The following is a 16515-nucleotide window of genomic DNA, read 5'->3' on the forward strand; positions in this document are numbered from 1 at the left end:
TCGGGGGGTTCGCACAACCATCACCGGCCACCGCGTGTCGTGCATAGCGCCGGACTGTGGGCACAATTGGCTTTGGCGTCTGACGAAGCGCAACGGATGGGGAGGCAGGAACGACGGTGGCGGAACGGAGCACGGCTGCCGTCGACGTGGCAGACAACAGCGGCGATGAGCCGCTGACCGCGAAGGCGGAACAGGCCACGGCCGACGGGGTGGCCCAGACCCGGGAGCGGGAAACGGCAGAAGAAGGCGCAGCAGAGACCGGCGAGCCCACGAGCTCGGGGGCGGCATCACCCCCAGAGCTGCACAGCGGTCACAAGCTCGCAAGACGCTATCGACTCGAAGAGTGCGTCACCCGTCTGGACGGTTTCAGCAGCTGGCGCGCGGTGGACGAGAAACTCCGCCGGGCCGTCGGCGTACATCTGCTGCCCGCCGACCATCCACGGGCACGATCGGTACTCGCCGCGGCCCGCTCGTCGGCGCTGCTCGGCGATCCCCGCTTTGTGCACGTCCTGGACGCGGTCGAGGAGAACGACCTCGTCTACGTCGTCCACGAGTGGCTGCCGGATGCCACGGAACTCACCGCACTGCTGGCCGCGGGGCCTCTTGAGGCGCACGACGCGTACCAGCTCGTCAGCCAGGTCTCCCAGGCCATGGCTGCCGCCCATCGCGAAGGCCTCGCCCACCTGCGGCTGACGCCGAGCGCCGTCCTCAGGACGTCGAGCGGCCAGTACCGCATCCGCGGCCTCGCCGTGAACGCCGCGCTGCGAGGCATCAGCTCGGACACCCCGCAGCGCACGGACACGGAGGCCATCGGCGCGCTGCTGTACGCCTCGCTGACCCAGCGCTGGCCCTACGAGGACGACGCGTACGGCCTCTCAGGGCTGCCCAAGGGCGTCGGCCTGATCGCCCCCGACCAGGTGCGTGCGGGCGTGCACAGGGGCCTCTCCGAGCTCGCGATGCGCGCGCTCGTCAACGAGGGTGCGACCGCCTCCCGCCAGGAGCCTCCGTGCACGACGCCGGAGGAGCTGGTGAAGGCCATCGGCGAGATGCCCCGCATCCGCCCTCCGGAGCCCGCGTTCACCGCACCGCCCGAGTACCAGCGCACGACGTACCAGCAGGGCACCTACGGCCGCCCCGCGGCCCGTCCCGGCGCCACCCAGCCGGTGCCGACCCCACCGCCCCCGCTGCAGAGCCGTACGGGCAAGGCCCTCAAGTGGGCCGTGTCGGCGCTCCTCATCGCGGCCCTTGGCCTCGGCAGCTGGCAGCTGGCGGACGCGCTCATGGACCGGGGGAAGAACGACGACCCCGGCTCGACGGACACCTCCGACGACGGCGACAAGAACAAGCCGAAGCCCGGGAAGCCGATCAAGATCAAGGACGCCGACGAGTACGTCGCCAAGGGCGACGCGCAGAACCCTGAAGGCGTCCCCAATACGTACGACGGTGACGACTCGACGTACTGGCGGAGCAAGAGCTTCATAGAAGGTCCACCGCTCGCGCCCTTCAAGCCGGGCGTCGGTATCGTCTACGACCTCGGCAAGGAGCAGGACGTGTCGACCGCGTCGATCGGGCTCCGCTATGTCGGCGACCACACGACGGTCAAGCTGTACGCCACGGACTCGATGTCCTCCTCGACGCCGCTCAGGGCGATGAAGGAGATCGGGACGGCCAGGACCACCGGCAACAGCTTGAAGGTCAAGTCGGAGAAGCCGGTCAAGACGCAGTACGTGCTCGTCTGGCTGACCGATGTACCGAACTCGCCCCGTGATGAGTTCAGCAGCGCGGGGTACAAGCAGGCCATTACGGACGTGAAGTTCACGGACTGAGGGACTGGGCTCACCGGGGGGAGGGGGTTCGACGGTGGATGACACCACGCACGGCGAGATGAGCGACCAGGACCTCCTGGCCCGCCATGTGGCCGGCGACAAGGACGCCTTCGGTGAGCTCGTGCGGCGCCATCGCGACCGCCTGTGGGCGGTCGCCCTGCGCACGCTGGGGGACCGCGAGGAGGCCGCGGACGCCGTCCAGGACGCTCTGGTCTCCGCCTATCGCGCCGCGCACACCTTCCGAGGTCAGTCCGCCGTCACGACGTGGCTGCACCGGATCACGGTGAACGCCTGCCTCGACCGGGCGCGCAAGGCGGCCTCGCGGAAGACCTCCCCCATCGACGACACCGAACGCCTCGAGCAGCTCCTCGAACCGCACGAGTCGGCGTCGGCCCCCGTCGAGCGGGGTGATCTGCACCGCCAGCTCATCGAGGCCCTCGGCACGCTGCCGCACGACCAGCGCGCCGCCCTCGTCCTGGTGGACATGCAGGGCTATCCGGTGGCCGAGGCGGCACGCGTGCTCGATGTGCCCACCGGCACCGTGAAGAGCCGCTGTGCGCGCGGCAGAGCCAGACTGCTGCCGCTGCTCACCCACCTGCGTACGGAGACCCGTACGCCGAGCGGAGACGGCGGCGAGGACCAGAACGGCAAGAAGCCGGACCCGGGAAGGAACCGGACGCAGGGGACATCCGTCCCACCTGCAGCGGGGCCACGGGAAGCGGGACCAAGCGATTCAGCTGCTGTGAAGGGCGGAGGTGGGCGAGCGTGACGACCACGACCGACTCGGCCGGGCACCCAGAAGTCGCTGAGATCTCCGACCTCACGGAGGGACTGCTCCCCCCTGCCCGCACCCTCGACGTGCGGCGGCATCTGGATGACTGCGAGCTCTGCGCCGATGTCTACGCCTCCCTGGAGGAGATCCGCGGCATGCTCGGCACGCTGCCGGGGCCGCCGCGGATGCCCGCCGATGTCGCCGGGCGCATCGACGCGGCGCTGGCGGCGGAGGCGCTGCTGGACTCCATCACGCCTGAGTCGCTCACGCCCGAGTCCGTCATGCCTGAGACCGTCACGTCCGACCCACTCGTGTCCGACCCCCTCGTGTCCGAGACCGATGCTCCCGACACCGCGTCACCCGGCACGCGTGTTTCACGTGAAACATCGCCCGTCTCCGCCGAGCCGACGCCCGCTTCCGCCCCCGGCCTGTCCGCCGACCGGCCCGCCGGACACCCCCGCGCGGCCACCGGCCCTGGACGCCGCAGCCGGTTCCGGGGCGGACGTCGGCGCACTGCGGTGCTAGGGGCCGTCGTCACGGCCGCCGCCATCGGCCTCGGATCGCTGTTGATGCAGAACCTGGGCGGCGGCTCGGGCGGCACCGCCGGCACCACGTCGGAGCACCCCGCCTCCGCGCACGCCTTCTCCGAGGACAAACTCAAGGGCCAAGTGACCGACCTCCTCGCCAAGAACCCGGCCGCGGAGACCGACGGCGGCAAGCCGTCCTTCGACGTGCGATCGAGCCCGGAGTCCCCGAAGGAGAACTCACCGATGCGTGAGGCGGCGGTCTCGGTGCCGGAGTGTGTCCAGCGAGGCCTCGGCGCGAGGACGCCGATCGCCGCTGAGGAAGGCACGTACAAGGGGAAGGATGCCTACCTCGTCGTTGCGTCCCATGACTCCGACAGCACCAAGGTCTCCGCGTACGTCATCGACGCGACGTGCACCGACAAGCCGTCGTCGTCCGCCGCCGCGGGCAAGATCCTGCTGACGGACTCCTACGCCCGGCCCTGATCTCTCACCGCACCAGCAAGAGGAGCGCGGTCATGCAAGGGCATGCCGTCGTCCCTGACATGCTTACGTGCGCCCGGACACGTCGGGAATGCAAGCCCCGTAGGATCCGTTGGGTGGGGTGAGAGACCTGAGACAGGCACCCACCAGCAGTACGCAGCAGTCTCCAGAGACGAGGAATCAAGCCGTGACCGACGTCCGTAACGTGATCATCATCGGCTCCGGGCCCGCCGGCTACACGGCGGCGCTCTACACCGCACGCGCGTCGATGAAGCCGCTGGTGTTCGAGGGCGCCGTCACCGCGGGTGGTGCGCTCATGAACACCACCGAGGTGGAGAACTTCCCCGGCTTCCAGGACGGCGTCATGGGCCCCGAGCTCATGGACAACATGCGGGCCCAGGCCGAGCGCTTCGGCGCCGAGCTGGTTCCGGACGATGTGATCGCTGTCGACCTGAGCGGCGAGATCAAGACCGTGACGGACACGGCGGGCACCGTGCACCGCGCGAAGACCGTGATCGTGACGACCGGCTCCCAGCACCGCAAGCTCGGTCTGCCGAACGAGGACGCGCTCTCCGGCCGCGGCGTCTCCTGGTGCGCGACCTGCGACGGCTTCTTCTTCAAGGACCAGGACATCGCCGTGATCGGCGGCGGCGACACCGCGATGGAGGAGGCGACCTTCCTCTCGCGCTTCGCCAAGTCCGTGACGATCGTGCACCGCCGCGACAGCCTGCGTGCCTCCAAGGCGATGCAGGACCGCGCGTTCGCCGACCCGAAGATCAAGTTCGTCTGGGACAGCGAGGTCGCCGAGATCAAGGGCGAGCAGAAGCTCTCCGGTCTGACGCTGCGCAACCTCAAGACGGGTGAGACCTCCGAGCTGCCGGTGACGGGTCTGTTCATCGCGATCGGCCACGACCCGCGTACGGAGCTCTTCAAGGGCCAGCTCGAGCTGGACGACGAGGGCTACCTGAAGGTCGAGGCGCCCTCGACGCGGACGAACCTGACCGGTGTCTTCGGTGCCGGTGACGTCGTCGACCACACGTACCGCCAGGCGATCACGGCAGCCGGCACCGGCTGCTCCGCCGCGCTGGACGCCGAGCGCTTCCTCGCTGCCCTCACGGACAGCGAGACCGCGGCAGCCACCGTCTGACATCTCTTCTTCCCCACCGCCCCACCAAGTTAAGGAGCCCGCCGTGGCCGGCACCCCCCTGAAGAACGTGACCGACGCTTCCTTCGAGGAAGACGTCCTCAAGAACGACAAGCCCGTCCTGGTGGATTTCTGGGCCGCCTGGTGCGGTCCGTGCCGTCAGATCGCCCCGTCCCTCGAGGCGATCGCGGCCGAGCACGGCGACAAGATCGAGATCGTCAAGCTCAACATCGACGAGAACCCGGGCATCGCCGCCAAGTACGGCGTCATGTCCATCCCGACCCTGAACGTGTACCAGGGTGGCGAGGTCGCCAAGACCATCGTCGGCGCCAAGCCGAAGGCTGCTCTCGAGCGCGACCTTGCGGACTTCATCTCCGAGTAACGAGCGATGAGTGGCAGGCGCCGACCGACGAGCGCCGGCCGCCACGCGACGTTGTTTCACGTGAAACACGAATGGGCCAACCCTCCGGGGTTGGCCCATTCGCATGACAGGGGTGCACTCAGAGCGGTCGGAGCACCGGCTCCTTCTGTACCGCGCCGAGCAGTCGGTCGAGCGCCATCTCGACGTCTTCCTTCCAGGACAGCGTCGTACGCAACTCAAGCCTGAGCCGCGGGTACGAGGGATGCGGGCGGACCGTCTTGAAGCCCACCGCCAGCAGATGATCCGCGGGCAGCACACAGGCGGGCTTCTCCCAGCGGGCGTCGCCGAAGGCCTCGATCGCCTTGAAGCCGCGGCGCAGGAGATCCTTGGCGACCGTCTGGACGATCACCCTACCGAGCCCCTGACCCTGATAGTCCGGCATGATCCAGGCGGTCATCAGCTGCACGGCATCCGGCGACACGGGGCTTGTGGGAAAGGCGGTGGACCGGGGCACGTACGCCGGAGGTGCGTACAGGACGTAGCCCACCGGCACCTCGTCGACGTAGACGACGCGGCCGCAGGAACCCCACTCCAGCAGCACGGCGGAGATCCAGGCTTCCTTCTCCAGCTCTGGCGTGCCGGCCTTTACCGCGGCTTGGCCGCTGACCGGGTCCAGTTCCCAGAAGACGCACGACCGGCAGCGCTTGGGAAGGTCCGGGAGGTTGTCCAGCGTGAGCGGTACGAGCCGACGCCCCATGAAGGCGGTTCCTCACTTCCTTCGCCAGCGGCATCGCGGGCGGCAGTCAGAGCGCTCCGTTCCTTCAGCAGGCTGCCGACGAATCCGCCGACCGCTCCCAGCCCAAGGCCCGCGGTCATCAGTCCGGTGCGGCTCACCGATCGCATGGCCCCCGCCTCCCCAATGAGGTGCCGTCAGCTGGATGCGCCATACCCGAACGCATCGTATCCACGATGCGATTGCATCGATACCGTAAGAAAGCAAAGAGCGGGCCGTGTTCCGGTACACACCGGACACGGCCCGCTCTCAGAGCACGGTTGATGAGGCTCAGGCCTCTCCGTCCTCCGAGCCGTCTCCCTCGCTGGCGTCCTCGGCGAGTCCGTTCCTCAGGACCGGACCCTCGCCCGGGGCGAGCGTCGACAGAATGCGCTCCAGGTCCTCCAGCGAAGCGAAGTCGACGACGATCTTGCCCTTCTTCTGACCGAGGTCCACCCGTACACGAGTCTCGAACCGGTCGGAGAGGCGGGTGGCGAGGTTCGTCAGCGACGGCGACACCCGAGCTCCCGCACGCGGCCCCTTGGACTTCGGGGCGCTCTGCGGCCGCGAGCCCATGAGGGTCACGATCTCTTCGACGGCCCGCACCGAGAGGCCCTCGGCGACGATCCGGTGCGCGAGGCGGTCCTGCTCCTCCGAGTCCTCGACGGAGAGCAGAGCGCGAGCGTGGCCCGCGGACAGCACTCCGGCGGCGACCCGGCGCTGAACCGCCGGCGACAGCTTAAGGAGACGCAGCGTGTTGGAGACCTGCGGGCGCGAACGGCCGATCCGGTCCGCCAGCTGGTCGTGCGTGCAGTTGAAGTCCTTGAGCAACTGGTCGTAGGCGGCGGCCTCTTCCAGCGGGTTCAGCTGCGCACGGTGCAGGTTCTCGAGCAGTGCGTCCAGGAGCAGCTTCTCGTCGTCCGTGGCGCGGACGATCGCCGGGATGCGCTCGAGTCCCGCCTCACGGCAGGCACGCCAGCGCCGCTCGCCCATGATGAGCTCGTAGCTCGAGCTCCCCACCTGCCGTACGACGACGGGCTGGAGAAGCCCGACCTCCTTGATGGAGGTCACGAGTTCGGCGAGGGCGTCCTCGTCGAAGACCTCACGCGGCTGCCTCGGGTTGGGCGTGATGGAGTCGAGCGGCAGCTCGGCGAAGTGCGCGCCGACCGGGCTCTCCGGCGCGGCTTCGACCGTCCCCTTCGGTGGCTCCTGCGTTTCATGTGAAACGGAGCTCTGCGGGAGCGCCGCCACCTTCGCGGCCGCCACCCCCCGCTCGGCGGTGAGCACCGGTACTGCTGCGGGGGAGGCCGAAGCCCCACCCGCGGCCTGGGCTCCCGACTTCTCCGTCGGGGCCGCAGGGATCAGGGCGCCGAGGCCACGGCCAAGCCCTCTCCGTCGCTCGCTCACTGCAACCCCTCCGTCGTGCTGTGCTGGTCATTCTGAGCGCCCATGTGGGCGTGCTGTACGTCGTAGCGAATGCCGACGCCGCGGAGCGCGATCTCCCGGGCCGCCTCGAAGTACGAGAGGGCACCGCTCGACCCCGGATCGTAGGTCAGCACGGTCTGTCCGTAACTCGGCGCCTCGGAGATACGGACCGAGCGGGGAATGCTCGTCCGCAGCACCTCCTCGCCGAAGTGGTTGCGCACCTCGTCCGCCACCTGTGAGGCGAGCCGGGTCCGGCCGTCGTACATGGTGAGCAGGATCGTCGAGACATGCAGATGGGGGTTGAGGTGGCCCCGCACCAGGTCGACGTTACGCAGGAGCTGACCAAGGCCCTCCAGTGCGTAGTACTCGCACTGAATGGGGATCAGGACCTCCGCACCGGCCACCAGGGCGTTGACCGTCAGGAGACCGAGCGACGGCGGGCAGTCGATGAGGATGTAGTCCAGCGGCTGCTCGTACGCCTGGATCGCCCGCTGCAGCCGGCTCTCCCGCGCGACCAGCGACACCAGCTCGATCTCCGCACCGGCGAGATCGATCGTGGCGGGGGCGCAGAACAGACCCTCGACATCAGGCACCGGCTGCACGACCTCGGAGAGCGGCTTGCTCTCCACCAACACGTCGTAGATGGACGGCACTTCGGCGTGGTGGTCGATCCCCAGAGCCGTGGAGGCATTGCCCTGCGGGTCGAGGTCGATGACCAGGACGCGCGCACCGTGCAGAGCGAGCGAAGCGGCGAGATTGACGGTTGTCGTCGTCTTGCCTACTCCGCCCTTCTGGTTGGCGACCACCATGACGCGTGTCTGCTCAGGTCGCGGCAGGCCCTCGCCTGCGCGGCCAAGGGCTTCCACCGCCAGTTGGGCAGCACGACCGATAGGGGTGTCGTCCATCGGGCTCGGTGTTTCACGTGAAACATCCTCCCCCGCCGACTCGGTACGGGGACCGGGGACCGGATCGGTCATCGGTCCCGCGATGTTGGCGTCGGACCGCAAGGATTCACTCTCCTCGACTTCAGGCTCGCAATGAACAGAGCCTCCCATGCTTTGAGGGTCGTGAACCAGCGAGGCCCGGTCTTCTGTGGACGAATCCACCTCTGTGGACAACTCGGTGCCCTTATCGAGGGATCCGAGCGGACGACGGTCGCGAGGTTCAGCAGCGCGGCCGCGACTGATGATGCCATGCAGCAGTGAGCGACGTTTCACGTGAAACACGATGCACGGCAGCCGGGGTGCCGCAGCCGCGACACCCCGGTATGCGTACGTTTGGCATGTTTTGTGGAGTACGGCTCGTCGTCAGGACGGATCAACTACGACGTAGCCGCCCCCGTGTGGCAGCGGCATCGATCAGCGACGACGCCGGGTCCGTCCCGTGCGCGCCGCCTTGGCCCGCTTGGCGGCGAAGCGTACGCCGCCGGGGCTCTCGCCGACCTCCACCCGCACCACGGTGGACAGCGGGTCCACGACGCCCTCTCCGACGTGAAGGACCGAGGTGTTCACCGCGCCGAGCTTGCTCAGAGCGGCCCCCGCGGCCTTGACCTCTTCCTCGGCGGTGTCGCCCTTGAGGAGCAGCATCTCTCCGTACGGACGCAGCAGGGGCACGCCCCAGGCGGCGAGCCGGTCCAGCGGCGCCACGGCGCGCGCGGTCACCACATGGACCGAGGGCAGCTTGCCGAGAACCTCCTCGGCGCGGCCGCGCACGACCGTCACATGATCGAGGCCGAGCAGCTCGACGACCTCGGTGAGAAAGTTCGTGCGACGCAGCAGCGGCTCAAGGAGCGTGATCTTCAGATCCGGCCGGACCAGGGCCAGCGGAATGCCCGGCAGTCCCGCGCCCGAGCCGACATCGCAGACCGTCACGTTCTCGGGCACGACCTCGGAGAGCACCGCACAGTTCAGCAGGTGCCGCTCCCACAGCCGGGGCACTTCGCGCGGGCCGATCAGGCCGCGCTGCACTCCCGCGTCGGCCAGCAACTCCGCGTATCGGACCGCGTCCGAGAAGCGCTCACCGAATACTGCCCGGGCCTGCTCAGGCGCTGGCGGGAGCTCCGCTGCCTCCGTCACGGGGACCGTCCTTCCGTACCGCACTGGGGTGGCTGACTATCAGGCTGACAAAGACCGGCCCCGCCTGCGAACAGACGGGGCCGGGAGAACGACGTGCGATCAGGCGGGAAGCACGACGACGAAGCGCTGCGGCTCCTCGCCCTCCGACTCGCTGCGCAGACCGGCGGCCTTGACCGCATCATGCACGACCTTGCGCTCGAACGGCGTCATCGGCTTGAGGTTCACCGGCTCACCGGAGCTCTTCACCTCGGCCGCCGCCTTGGCGCCCAGCTCGGAGAGCTCCTCGCGCTTCTTGGCGCGGTAGCCCGCGATGTCCAGCATCAGCCGGCTGCGGTCGCCGGTCTCACGGTGCACCGCGAGACGCGTCAGCTCCTGGAGCGCCTCCAGAACCTCACCGTCACGGCCGACGAGCTTCTGCAGATCGCGGCTGTTCGAGTCGCTGATGATCGAGACAGCGGCGCGGTCGGCCTCGACGTCCATGTCGATGTCGCCGTCGAGGTCGGCGATGTCCAGCAGACCCTCGAGGTAGTCCGCCGCGATCTCGCCCTCCTGCTCAAGGCGGGTGAGAGTGTCGCCGGCCTCGGCTTCGGCGGGGGCGGTGGTGCCTTCCGTCACGGGATGGACTCCTTCTACTTCTTGGACGGGTGCTTGGGCCGCTGCTGGCCCTTGCGCTGCCCCGACTTGGCTTGGCGTGCGTTACCTGACCCGGACTTGCCGCCCCCGGCCTTGGGCTTGGCGTCCTCGGGCTCGTCCTTGGTCTTCTCCAGCGACGTCTTGGCGTCCGAGTCCGCGTCACCCTCCGACTTGGCCGTGCCGTGCGCGGCCGCGGACTGGCGCTGCGACTTGCTCTGCCGCTTGGGCTGCTGCCGCTTGGGGGCACCGCCACCGGCGGCCGGAGCGCCGTCCTCGGTCGCGGTGGCGACCGGGCTCTCGCCCTCGACCACGGAGCCGTCGGTCTGGGCCGCGAGACCCGCCTTGGTCAGACCGTTGATGAACTTGCGCTCGAACTCGTTGCGGTCACGGCCCTTGGCGACGATCGCCTTGATGACGTTCGTGTTGCCACGACCCCGCACCTTCTTGTGGTGCGTGACCTGCTTCTGCAGACGCTCGAGGAACGCGGCCTGGGCCTTGGAGCCCGGAGTGGGGTTCCGGCGGATCACGAACATCTGCTGGCCCATGGTCCACACGTTGGTGGTCAGCCAGTAGACGAGGACACCGACGGGGAAGTTGATGCCGAACACGGCGAACATGATCGGGAAGACGTACATCAGCATCTTCTGCTGCTGCATGAACGGCGTCTTGACCGTCGTGTCCACGTTCTTCGTCATCAGCTGGCGCTGGGTGAAGAACTGCGACGCCGACATCAGGATGATCATGATCGCGGTGACGACGCGGACGTCCGTCAGCGAGGCGTTGAGCGAGGCGACCTTGTCGGCGCTGTCGGTGAACTTCGCGGCGAGCGGGGCACCGAAGATGTGCGCCTTACGCGCGCTCTCCAGGAGCCCCTCGTCGATGACACCGATCGTCTTGCCGGTCGCGATGCTGTTGAGCACGTGGTACAGGGCGAAGAAGAACGGCGACTGCGCCAGGATGGGAAGGCACGAGGAGAGCGGGTTGGTACCCGACTCCTTGTACAGCTTCATCATCTCTTCGGACTGGCGCTGCTTGTCGCTCTTGTAGCGCTCCTGGATCTTCTTCATCTCGGGCTGCAGCGTCTGCATCGCCCGAGTCGCCTTGATCTGCTTCACGAAGAGCGGGATCAGACAGATACGGATCAAGATCACCAGGGACACGATGGCCAGGCCCCAGGCCCAGCCCGTGTCGGGACCGAAAATCTTCCCGTACACAGCGTGGAACTGGACGATGACCCAGGAAACGGGTGTCGTGATGAAGCTGAACAGACTGGCAATCGTGTCCACTAATCAGGCTCCTTGAGCATGGGACGGGGTCTCGGCGGCCGGGCTCGGGGTCTGGGGGGAGATCTCCCCGGAGGGCACGCCAGCGGCGGAGGGCCCGCCCTTGCGTTCGCGCCACTTGGCGCGCAGCATCTCGTGCCACCGCGGACGCTTGCGCGGCGGGACGTGGTCGACACCACCGAGCGACCACGGATTGCACCGCAGGATGCGCCAGGCAGTGAGCGCCGTTCCCTTGATCGCACCGTGCCGGTCGATGGCCAGGTAGCCGTAGCGGGAGCACGACGGGTAGTACTTGCACACCGGGCCGAGCAGCGGACTGATCGTCCACTGATACAGCTTGATCAGAGCCAGCAGTGGGTACTTCATCGAGCGCCCCCTCCCAGCAGCCGCTGAAGAGCGGCATCCAGGTCTCGGGCCAGCTGTGCATGGTCGGCGTCGCCCGCGCCGGGCAACGCTCGTACGACTACCAGGCTACCGGGGGGCAGCAGAGCCACCCGGTCACGCATCAGATGACGCAGCCTGCGCTTCACCGCGTTGCGTACGACAGCTCCGCCCACGGCCTTGCTCACGACGAAACCCGCACGCGTCGGGGGAATGCTCTCCCCAGGCACGTGCGGGTCCGTTGCACCGCTACGTAGATGGACGACGAGAAGCGGGCGTCCGGCCCGGCGTCCTCGGCGTACCGCGGTCGCGAAGTCTTCGCGCCGCCTCAGCCGATGCTCGGTAGGCAGCACGACGTCATGACCTAATGCGATTAGGCGGAAAGGCTGGCGCGACCCTTGCCACGACGGTTCGCGAGAATCGCGCGGCCGGCACGGGTGCGCATCCGCAGGCGGAAGCCGTGGGTCTTGGCGCGACGACGGTTGTTCGGCTGGAAGGTGCGCTTGCTCACTCGGGGGCTCCAGAAATGATCGTGTAGTGGCGGGACATCGCCTGGCTGTCACCGTGCGCCCACGAGAAGCTCGCGAATACGCACCGAGTGCACCGCTTCACAATCACAGATCGTGATCTTTGCCCATCGGAGGCAGGCGGCAGCAGCCATCGACAACTCGACCTGGTCACGGTACGCGGGGCTACGCCATCCGGTCAAACCGGCCGTCGGAGAGAGACACTGTGCACAGCCTGTGGACAACAACTTGAACCGCAGCCGTTGCCCTGACTACCGTGGCCAAACTCCGATTCATTCCCTTCTCCCTGCCGATCCCGATTTCGGTCCCCAGAACCACACCATCGTGGGACCCCGTGAGAGAGCGTGCCCTGTGGCTGACGTACCTGCCGATCTTGCCGCAGTGTGGCCACGAGTGCTGGAACAGCTGCTGGGGGAAGGGCGTGGGCACGGCGTCGAGGCGAAGGACGAGCGCTGGATCAAGCGCTGCCAGCCGCTGGCACTGGTCGCCGACACCGCACTGCTCGCCGTGCCGAACGAGTTTGCCAAGGGTGTGCTCGAGGGGCGGCTCGCCCCCATCGTCAGTGAATCGCTGAGCCGCGAGTGCGGCCGTCCCATCCGCATCGCCATCACCGTCGACGACTCGGTGGGCGAACCCGTGGGCCCTTCCGCGCCCCCCGCCCAGCAACAGCCCGGCCAGCAACAGCAGCCCCAGCAGCAGCGTTACGAAGAGCCCGAGCCGCACCAGGGCTCCGGTCAGGGACACGACGCGTACGACGGCTACGGCCGCCGCAACCAGGACGAGCACCCCCAGGGCTCCCGGCCCGACCAGCTGCCGACCGCCCGTCCCGCGTACCCGGACTATCAGCGCCCCGCGCCCGGCGCCTGGCCGCAACCACCGCAGCAGCAGGACGACTACGGCTGGCAGCAGCCCCGGCTCGGCTTCCCCGACCGCGATCCCTACGCGACGCCGGTCCAGCAGCCGCAGCACGACTACCGGACGCAGCCGCCGCAGAGTCACTCCCCGTACGAACAGCACCGCTCCGACCGGCAGGACCAGCAGGACCGCCACGACCGGCGTGAGCGTCACGAGCTCTCCGAGCCGTCGTCCGCGCCCGGCTCCGGCGGCCCGTCCGGTCACCGGGGTGGCGGCGGCCACAGCAACGGTCACGGTGTGCACGGCGGCGCCCCCGGCCCGCTGGCCGCGCAGCCGGCCCCCGCGTCGGCTCCCGGCGAGCCCACCGCGCGCCTCAACCCGAAGTACCTCTTCGACACCTTCGTCATCGGTGCCTCGAACCGCTTCGCACACGCGGCCGCGGTCGCCGTCGCCGAAGCACCCGCCAAGGCCTACAACCCCCTCTTCATCTATGGGGAGTCGGGACTTGGCAAAACGCATCTTCTGCATGCGATCGGGCACTACGCCCGCAGCCTCTACCCCGGCACGCGCGTGCGGTACGTGAGCTCCGAGGAGTTCACCAACGAGTTCATCAACTCCATCCGCGACGGCAAGGGCGACACCTTCCGCAAGCGCTACCGCGAAATGGACATCCTGCTCGTCGACGACATCCAGTTCCTCGCGAGCAAGGAGTCGACGCAGGAGGAGTTCTTCCACACCTTCAATACGCTCCACAACGCGAACAAGCAGATCGTGCTCTCCAGCGACCGGCCGCCCAAGCAGCTGGTGACCCTGGAGGACCGGCTGCGCAACCGCTTCGAGTGGGGATTGATCACCGACGTCCAGCCGCCCGAGCTGGAGACGCGTATCGCCATCCTTCGTAAGAAGGCGGTGCAGGAGCAGCTCAACGCTCCTCCAGAGGTCCTCGAGTTCATCGCGTCCCGCATCTCACGCAACATCCGTGAGCTCGAGGGCGCGCTGATCCGGGTCACGGCCTTCGCCTCGCTCAATCGACAGCCTGTGGACCTCGGTCTGACGGAGATCGTCCTCAAGGATCTGATCCCTGGGGGCGAGGACGCCTCTCCGGAGATCACCGCGCCGGCCATCATGGCGGCGACCGCCGACTACTTTGGCCTGACGGTGGACGATCTCTGCGGATCCTCCCGCAGCCGCGTCCTGGTGACGGCCCGGCAGATCGCGATGTACCTCTGCCGCGAGCTGACGGATCTCTCGCTTCCCAAGATCGGTGCGCAGTTCGGCGGCCGCGACCACACGACCGTGATGCACGCCGACCGCAAGATCCGCGCGCTGATGGCCGAGCGGCGCTCCATCTACAACCAGGTCACCGAGCTCACCAACCGCATCAAGAACGGCTGACAGAGGGCGGACAGAGGTCTGCCAGACGCGCTCAGCGCCGCTGAGACACGCTCCCGAAGGGCGCTCCGGAACGATTCCGGGGCGCCCTTCGCCGTTGTCCGCAGCCTGTGCACGCGCGCGTGGACCCCGTCCGGGCACGCGCCCTGTTCGATTTCCGCTGCTGAGAGGCCTGTTCTCCACAGATCTGTGGGGTTTTTCTCCTCCACACCCTGGGGACCGGGAAGTTGTCCAGATGATGTCCACAGGGGAACCTGCTGAGGGATCATCAAGCCAGGTCAGGTGGCTGTGGATTCGTGGACGAAGACTCTCCACAGGGTGTGGATGAAAATCTCGTCCACAGGGTGTGCATGACGTTGTCCACCGGCCGCCCACAGGCACGGGCCGGTTGTCCCCAGCTTTCCCCAGCTTCTCCACACCGCTGTCCACTGTTCGGCAACACAACGCGCCCTGTCACCGTGCCGAGTGAAAGGCGTCACACCAAGGGGGTCGGTTGGCCTGTGGGGAAGGTGGGTAAAGCTGGGGACAGTGCTGGGGAGAAGTACCCCTTGCCTGTGCATCGTGTGTGTGTAACTTCCGCCCGTCCACAGAAACCCCCGGTTGTCCACCGGTCCCGCCCACAGGCGCAGTGGATAAAAAACCGGTGCTGACCTGCGGATTCACGGTTATCCACGGTTTCCACAGGCCCTACTACTACTCCCACTTGGAGTCACCGGGGAATTCGCTTGGAAGGGGGTCCTGTGCACAACTTGCTCTCCGGACCTCCGGCGCCGCTCGTCACGACTTGACCCCGACGGGCACCCACTGTCAGTGCGGTGCGTCAGACTGGTCCCCAGTGCCAGCAACAGCAGGAGGGCGGCTAAGTGAAGATCCGGGTGGAACGCGACGTACTCGCGGAGGCGGTGGCGTGGGCGGCGCGCAGCCTCCCGGCCCGGCCACCGGCGCCTGTCCTCGCGGGCCTGCTGCTGAAGGCCGAGGAAGGCGCACTGAGCCTTTCCAGCTTCGACTACGAGGTCTCGGCGCGGGTGTCCGTCGACGCCGAGGTCGACGAGGAGGGCACGGTCCTCGTATCCGGCCGACTGCTCGCCGACATCTGCCGCGCCCTGCCCAACCGTCCGGTGGAGATCTCCACAGACGGTGTGCGGGCCACGGTGGTCTGTGGCTCCTCGCGATTCACACTCCACACACTTCCTGTGGAGGAGTACCCCGCGCTGCCGCAGATGCCGACCGCCACGGGCACCGTCCCGGGTGAGGTCTTCGCCGCCGCCGCCAACCAGGTCGCGATCGCGGCCGGCCGCGACGACACGCTTCCGGTGCTGACCGGCGTACGCATCGAGATCGAGGGCGACACGGTCACCCTGGCCTCGACCGACCGCTACCGCTTCGCGGTCCGCGAGTTCCTGTGGAAGCCGGAGGACCCCGAGGCGTCCGCGGTCGCCCTGGTGCCCGCCAAGACGCTTCAGGACACCGCCAAGGCGCTGACCAGCGGTGACACGGTCACGCTCGCGCTGTCGGGCTCTGGTGCCGGTGAGGGCCTGATCGGTTTCGAGGGGGCCGGGCGGCGCACGACGACGCGGCTGCTCGAGGGCGACCTGCCGAAGTACCGCACGCTGTTCCCGACGGAGTTCAACTCCATCGCCGTCATCGAGACCGCCCCCTTCGTGGAGGCCGTCAAGCGTGTGGCCCTGGTGGCCGAGCGGAACACCCCGGTGCGGCTCAGCTTCGAGCAGGGCGTGCTGATCCTCGAGGCCGGTTCCAGCGACGATGCACAGGCTGTGGAGAGGGTCGACGCCCAGCTCGACGGGGACGACATCTCGATCGCCTTCAACCCGACGTTCCTGCTCGACGGCCTGAGCGCGATCGACTCCCCGGTCGCTCAGCTGTCGTTCACGACGTCGACGAAGCCCGCGCTCCTGAGCGGCAAGCCGGCCCTGGATGCCGAGGCTGACGAGGCGTACAAGTACCTGATCATGCCTGTACGTCTGAGCGGCTGAGCCCACAGGTGTGAGCGAGGGTCCGGGCGTAGGCTCGGACGCGGGTACGAAGGTGCCTCCACGCCACA

16 protein-coding genes are annotated in these 16515 nt (G+C 68.1%); 7 read left to right on the plus strand and 9 right to left on the minus strand.

Features of this window, described 5'->3' with window-relative positions:
* Positions 1 to 116 precede the first annotated feature (116 nt).
* From AB0O76_RS30660 to trxA, 5 genes are all read left to right on the plus strand, one after another.
* The gene (locus AB0O76_RS30660) at positions 117 to 1826 is read left to right on the plus strand and encodes a protein kinase family protein (RefSeq protein ID WP_365497521.1); all 1710 of its coding nucleotides are present in this window, start codon (positions 117 to 119) and stop codon (positions 1824 to 1826) included.
* Between the two features lie 34 nt (positions 1827 to 1860).
* Positions 1861 to 2595, plus strand: a complete 735-nt coding sequence (sigM, locus tag AB0O76_RS30665; RefSeq protein WP_365497525.1) for an RNA polymerase sigma factor SigM — start codon at positions 1861 to 1863, stop codon at positions 2593 to 2595.
* Positions 2592 to 3608: a hypothetical protein gene (locus AB0O76_RS30670; protein WP_365497528.1), complete on the plus strand. Its 1017-nt coding sequence runs from the start codon at positions 2592 to 2594 to the stop codon at positions 3606 to 3608. Before sigM ends, AB0O76_RS30670 begins: the two co-directional genes overlap by 4 nt.
* Positions 3609 to 3792: 184 nt before the next feature.
* Complete coding sequence (gene trxB / locus AB0O76_RS30675; RefSeq protein WP_365497530.1) at positions 3793 to 4752, plus strand: thioredoxin-disulfide reductase; 960 nt, start codon at positions 3793 to 3795, stop codon at positions 4750 to 4752.
* Positions 4753 to 4795: 43 nt separating this feature from the next.
* On the plus strand, positions 4796 to 5131 hold the full coding sequence (trxA, locus tag AB0O76_RS30680; RefSeq protein ID WP_365497533.1) for a thioredoxin: 336 nt from the start codon (positions 4796 to 4798) through the stop codon (positions 5129 to 5131).
* 118 nt (positions 5132 to 5249) lie between these two features.
* On the opposite strand, the gene AB0O76_RS30685 is transcribed toward trxA, so the two are convergent.
* The 9 genes from AB0O76_RS30685 to rpmH all read right to left on the minus strand — a co-directional run bounded on the left by AB0O76_RS30685 (position 5250) and on the right by rpmH (position 12190).
* Positions 5250 to 5867: a GNAT family N-acetyltransferase gene (locus AB0O76_RS30685; RefSeq protein WP_266864471.1), complete on the minus strand. Its 618-nt coding sequence runs from the start codon at positions 5865 to 5867 to the stop codon at positions 5250 to 5252.
* A gap of 306 nt (positions 5868 to 6173) precedes the next feature.
* Positions 6174 to 7289: a ParB/RepB/Spo0J family partition protein gene (locus AB0O76_RS30690; RefSeq protein ID WP_365497536.1), complete on the minus strand. Its 1116-nt coding sequence runs from the start codon at positions 7287 to 7289 to the stop codon at positions 6174 to 6176.
* On the minus strand, positions 7286 to 8362 hold the full coding sequence (locus AB0O76_RS30695) for a ParA family protein (RefSeq protein WP_266864468.1): 1077 nt from the start codon (positions 8360 to 8362) through the stop codon (positions 7286 to 7288). The genes AB0O76_RS30690 and AB0O76_RS30695 overlap by 4 nt, the downstream gene beginning before the upstream one ends.
* Positions 8363 to 8665: 303 nt before the next feature.
* Positions 8666 to 9382, minus strand: a complete 717-nt coding sequence (rsmG, locus tag AB0O76_RS30700; RefSeq protein ID WP_135332062.1) for a 16S rRNA (guanine(527)-N(7))-methyltransferase RsmG — start codon at positions 9380 to 9382, stop codon at positions 8666 to 8668.
* Positions 9383 to 9481: 99 nt separating this feature from the next.
* Positions 9482 to 9997, minus strand: a complete 516-nt coding sequence (locus AB0O76_RS30705) for a R3H domain-containing nucleic acid-binding protein (RefSeq protein WP_363270319.1) — start codon at positions 9995 to 9997, stop codon at positions 9482 to 9484.
* Between the two features lie 14 nt (positions 9998 to 10011).
* On the minus strand, positions 10012 to 11301 hold the full coding sequence (yidC, locus tag AB0O76_RS30710) for a membrane protein insertase YidC (protein WP_365497541.1): 1290 nt from the start codon (positions 11299 to 11301) through the stop codon (positions 10012 to 10014).
* A 3-nt stretch (positions 11302 to 11304) separates the two neighbouring features.
* The gene (yidD, locus tag AB0O76_RS30715; RefSeq protein ID WP_135332059.1) at positions 11305 to 11664 is read right to left on the minus strand and encodes a membrane protein insertion efficiency factor YidD; all 360 of its coding nucleotides are present in this window, start codon (positions 11662 to 11664) and stop codon (positions 11305 to 11307) included.
* Positions 11661 to 12032, minus strand: a complete 372-nt coding sequence (gene rnpA / locus AB0O76_RS30720) for a ribonuclease P protein component (RefSeq protein ID WP_266864461.1) — start codon at positions 12030 to 12032, stop codon at positions 11661 to 11663. The genes yidD and rnpA overlap by 4 nt, the downstream gene beginning before the upstream one ends.
* A gap of 20 nt (positions 12033 to 12052) precedes the next feature.
* The gene (gene rpmH / locus AB0O76_RS30725; RefSeq protein ID WP_006381191.1) at positions 12053 to 12190 is read right to left on the minus strand and encodes a 50S ribosomal protein L34; all 138 of its coding nucleotides are present in this window, start codon (positions 12188 to 12190) and stop codon (positions 12053 to 12055) included.
* A gap of 367 nt (positions 12191 to 12557) precedes the next feature.
* On the opposite strand from rpmH, the gene dnaA reads away from it, so the two are divergent.
* On the plus strand, positions 12558 to 14456 hold the full coding sequence (gene dnaA / locus AB0O76_RS30730; RefSeq protein WP_365497545.1) for a chromosomal replication initiator protein DnaA: 1899 nt from the start codon (positions 12558 to 12560) through the stop codon (positions 14454 to 14456).
* An 860-nt stretch (positions 14457 to 15316) separates the two neighbouring features.
* Entirely contained in the window at positions 15317 to 16447 is a 1131-nt protein-coding gene (gene dnaN, locus AB0O76_RS30735; RefSeq protein WP_135332056.1) for a DNA polymerase III subunit beta, read from the plus strand.
* Positions 16448 to 16515 lie beyond the last annotated feature (68 nt).

The sequence above is a fragment of the Streptomyces sp. NPDC086554 genome (genome assembly GCF_040686095.1).
Taxonomy (GTDB): Bacteria; Actinomycetota; Actinomycetes; order Streptomycetales; family Streptomycetaceae; genus Streptomyces.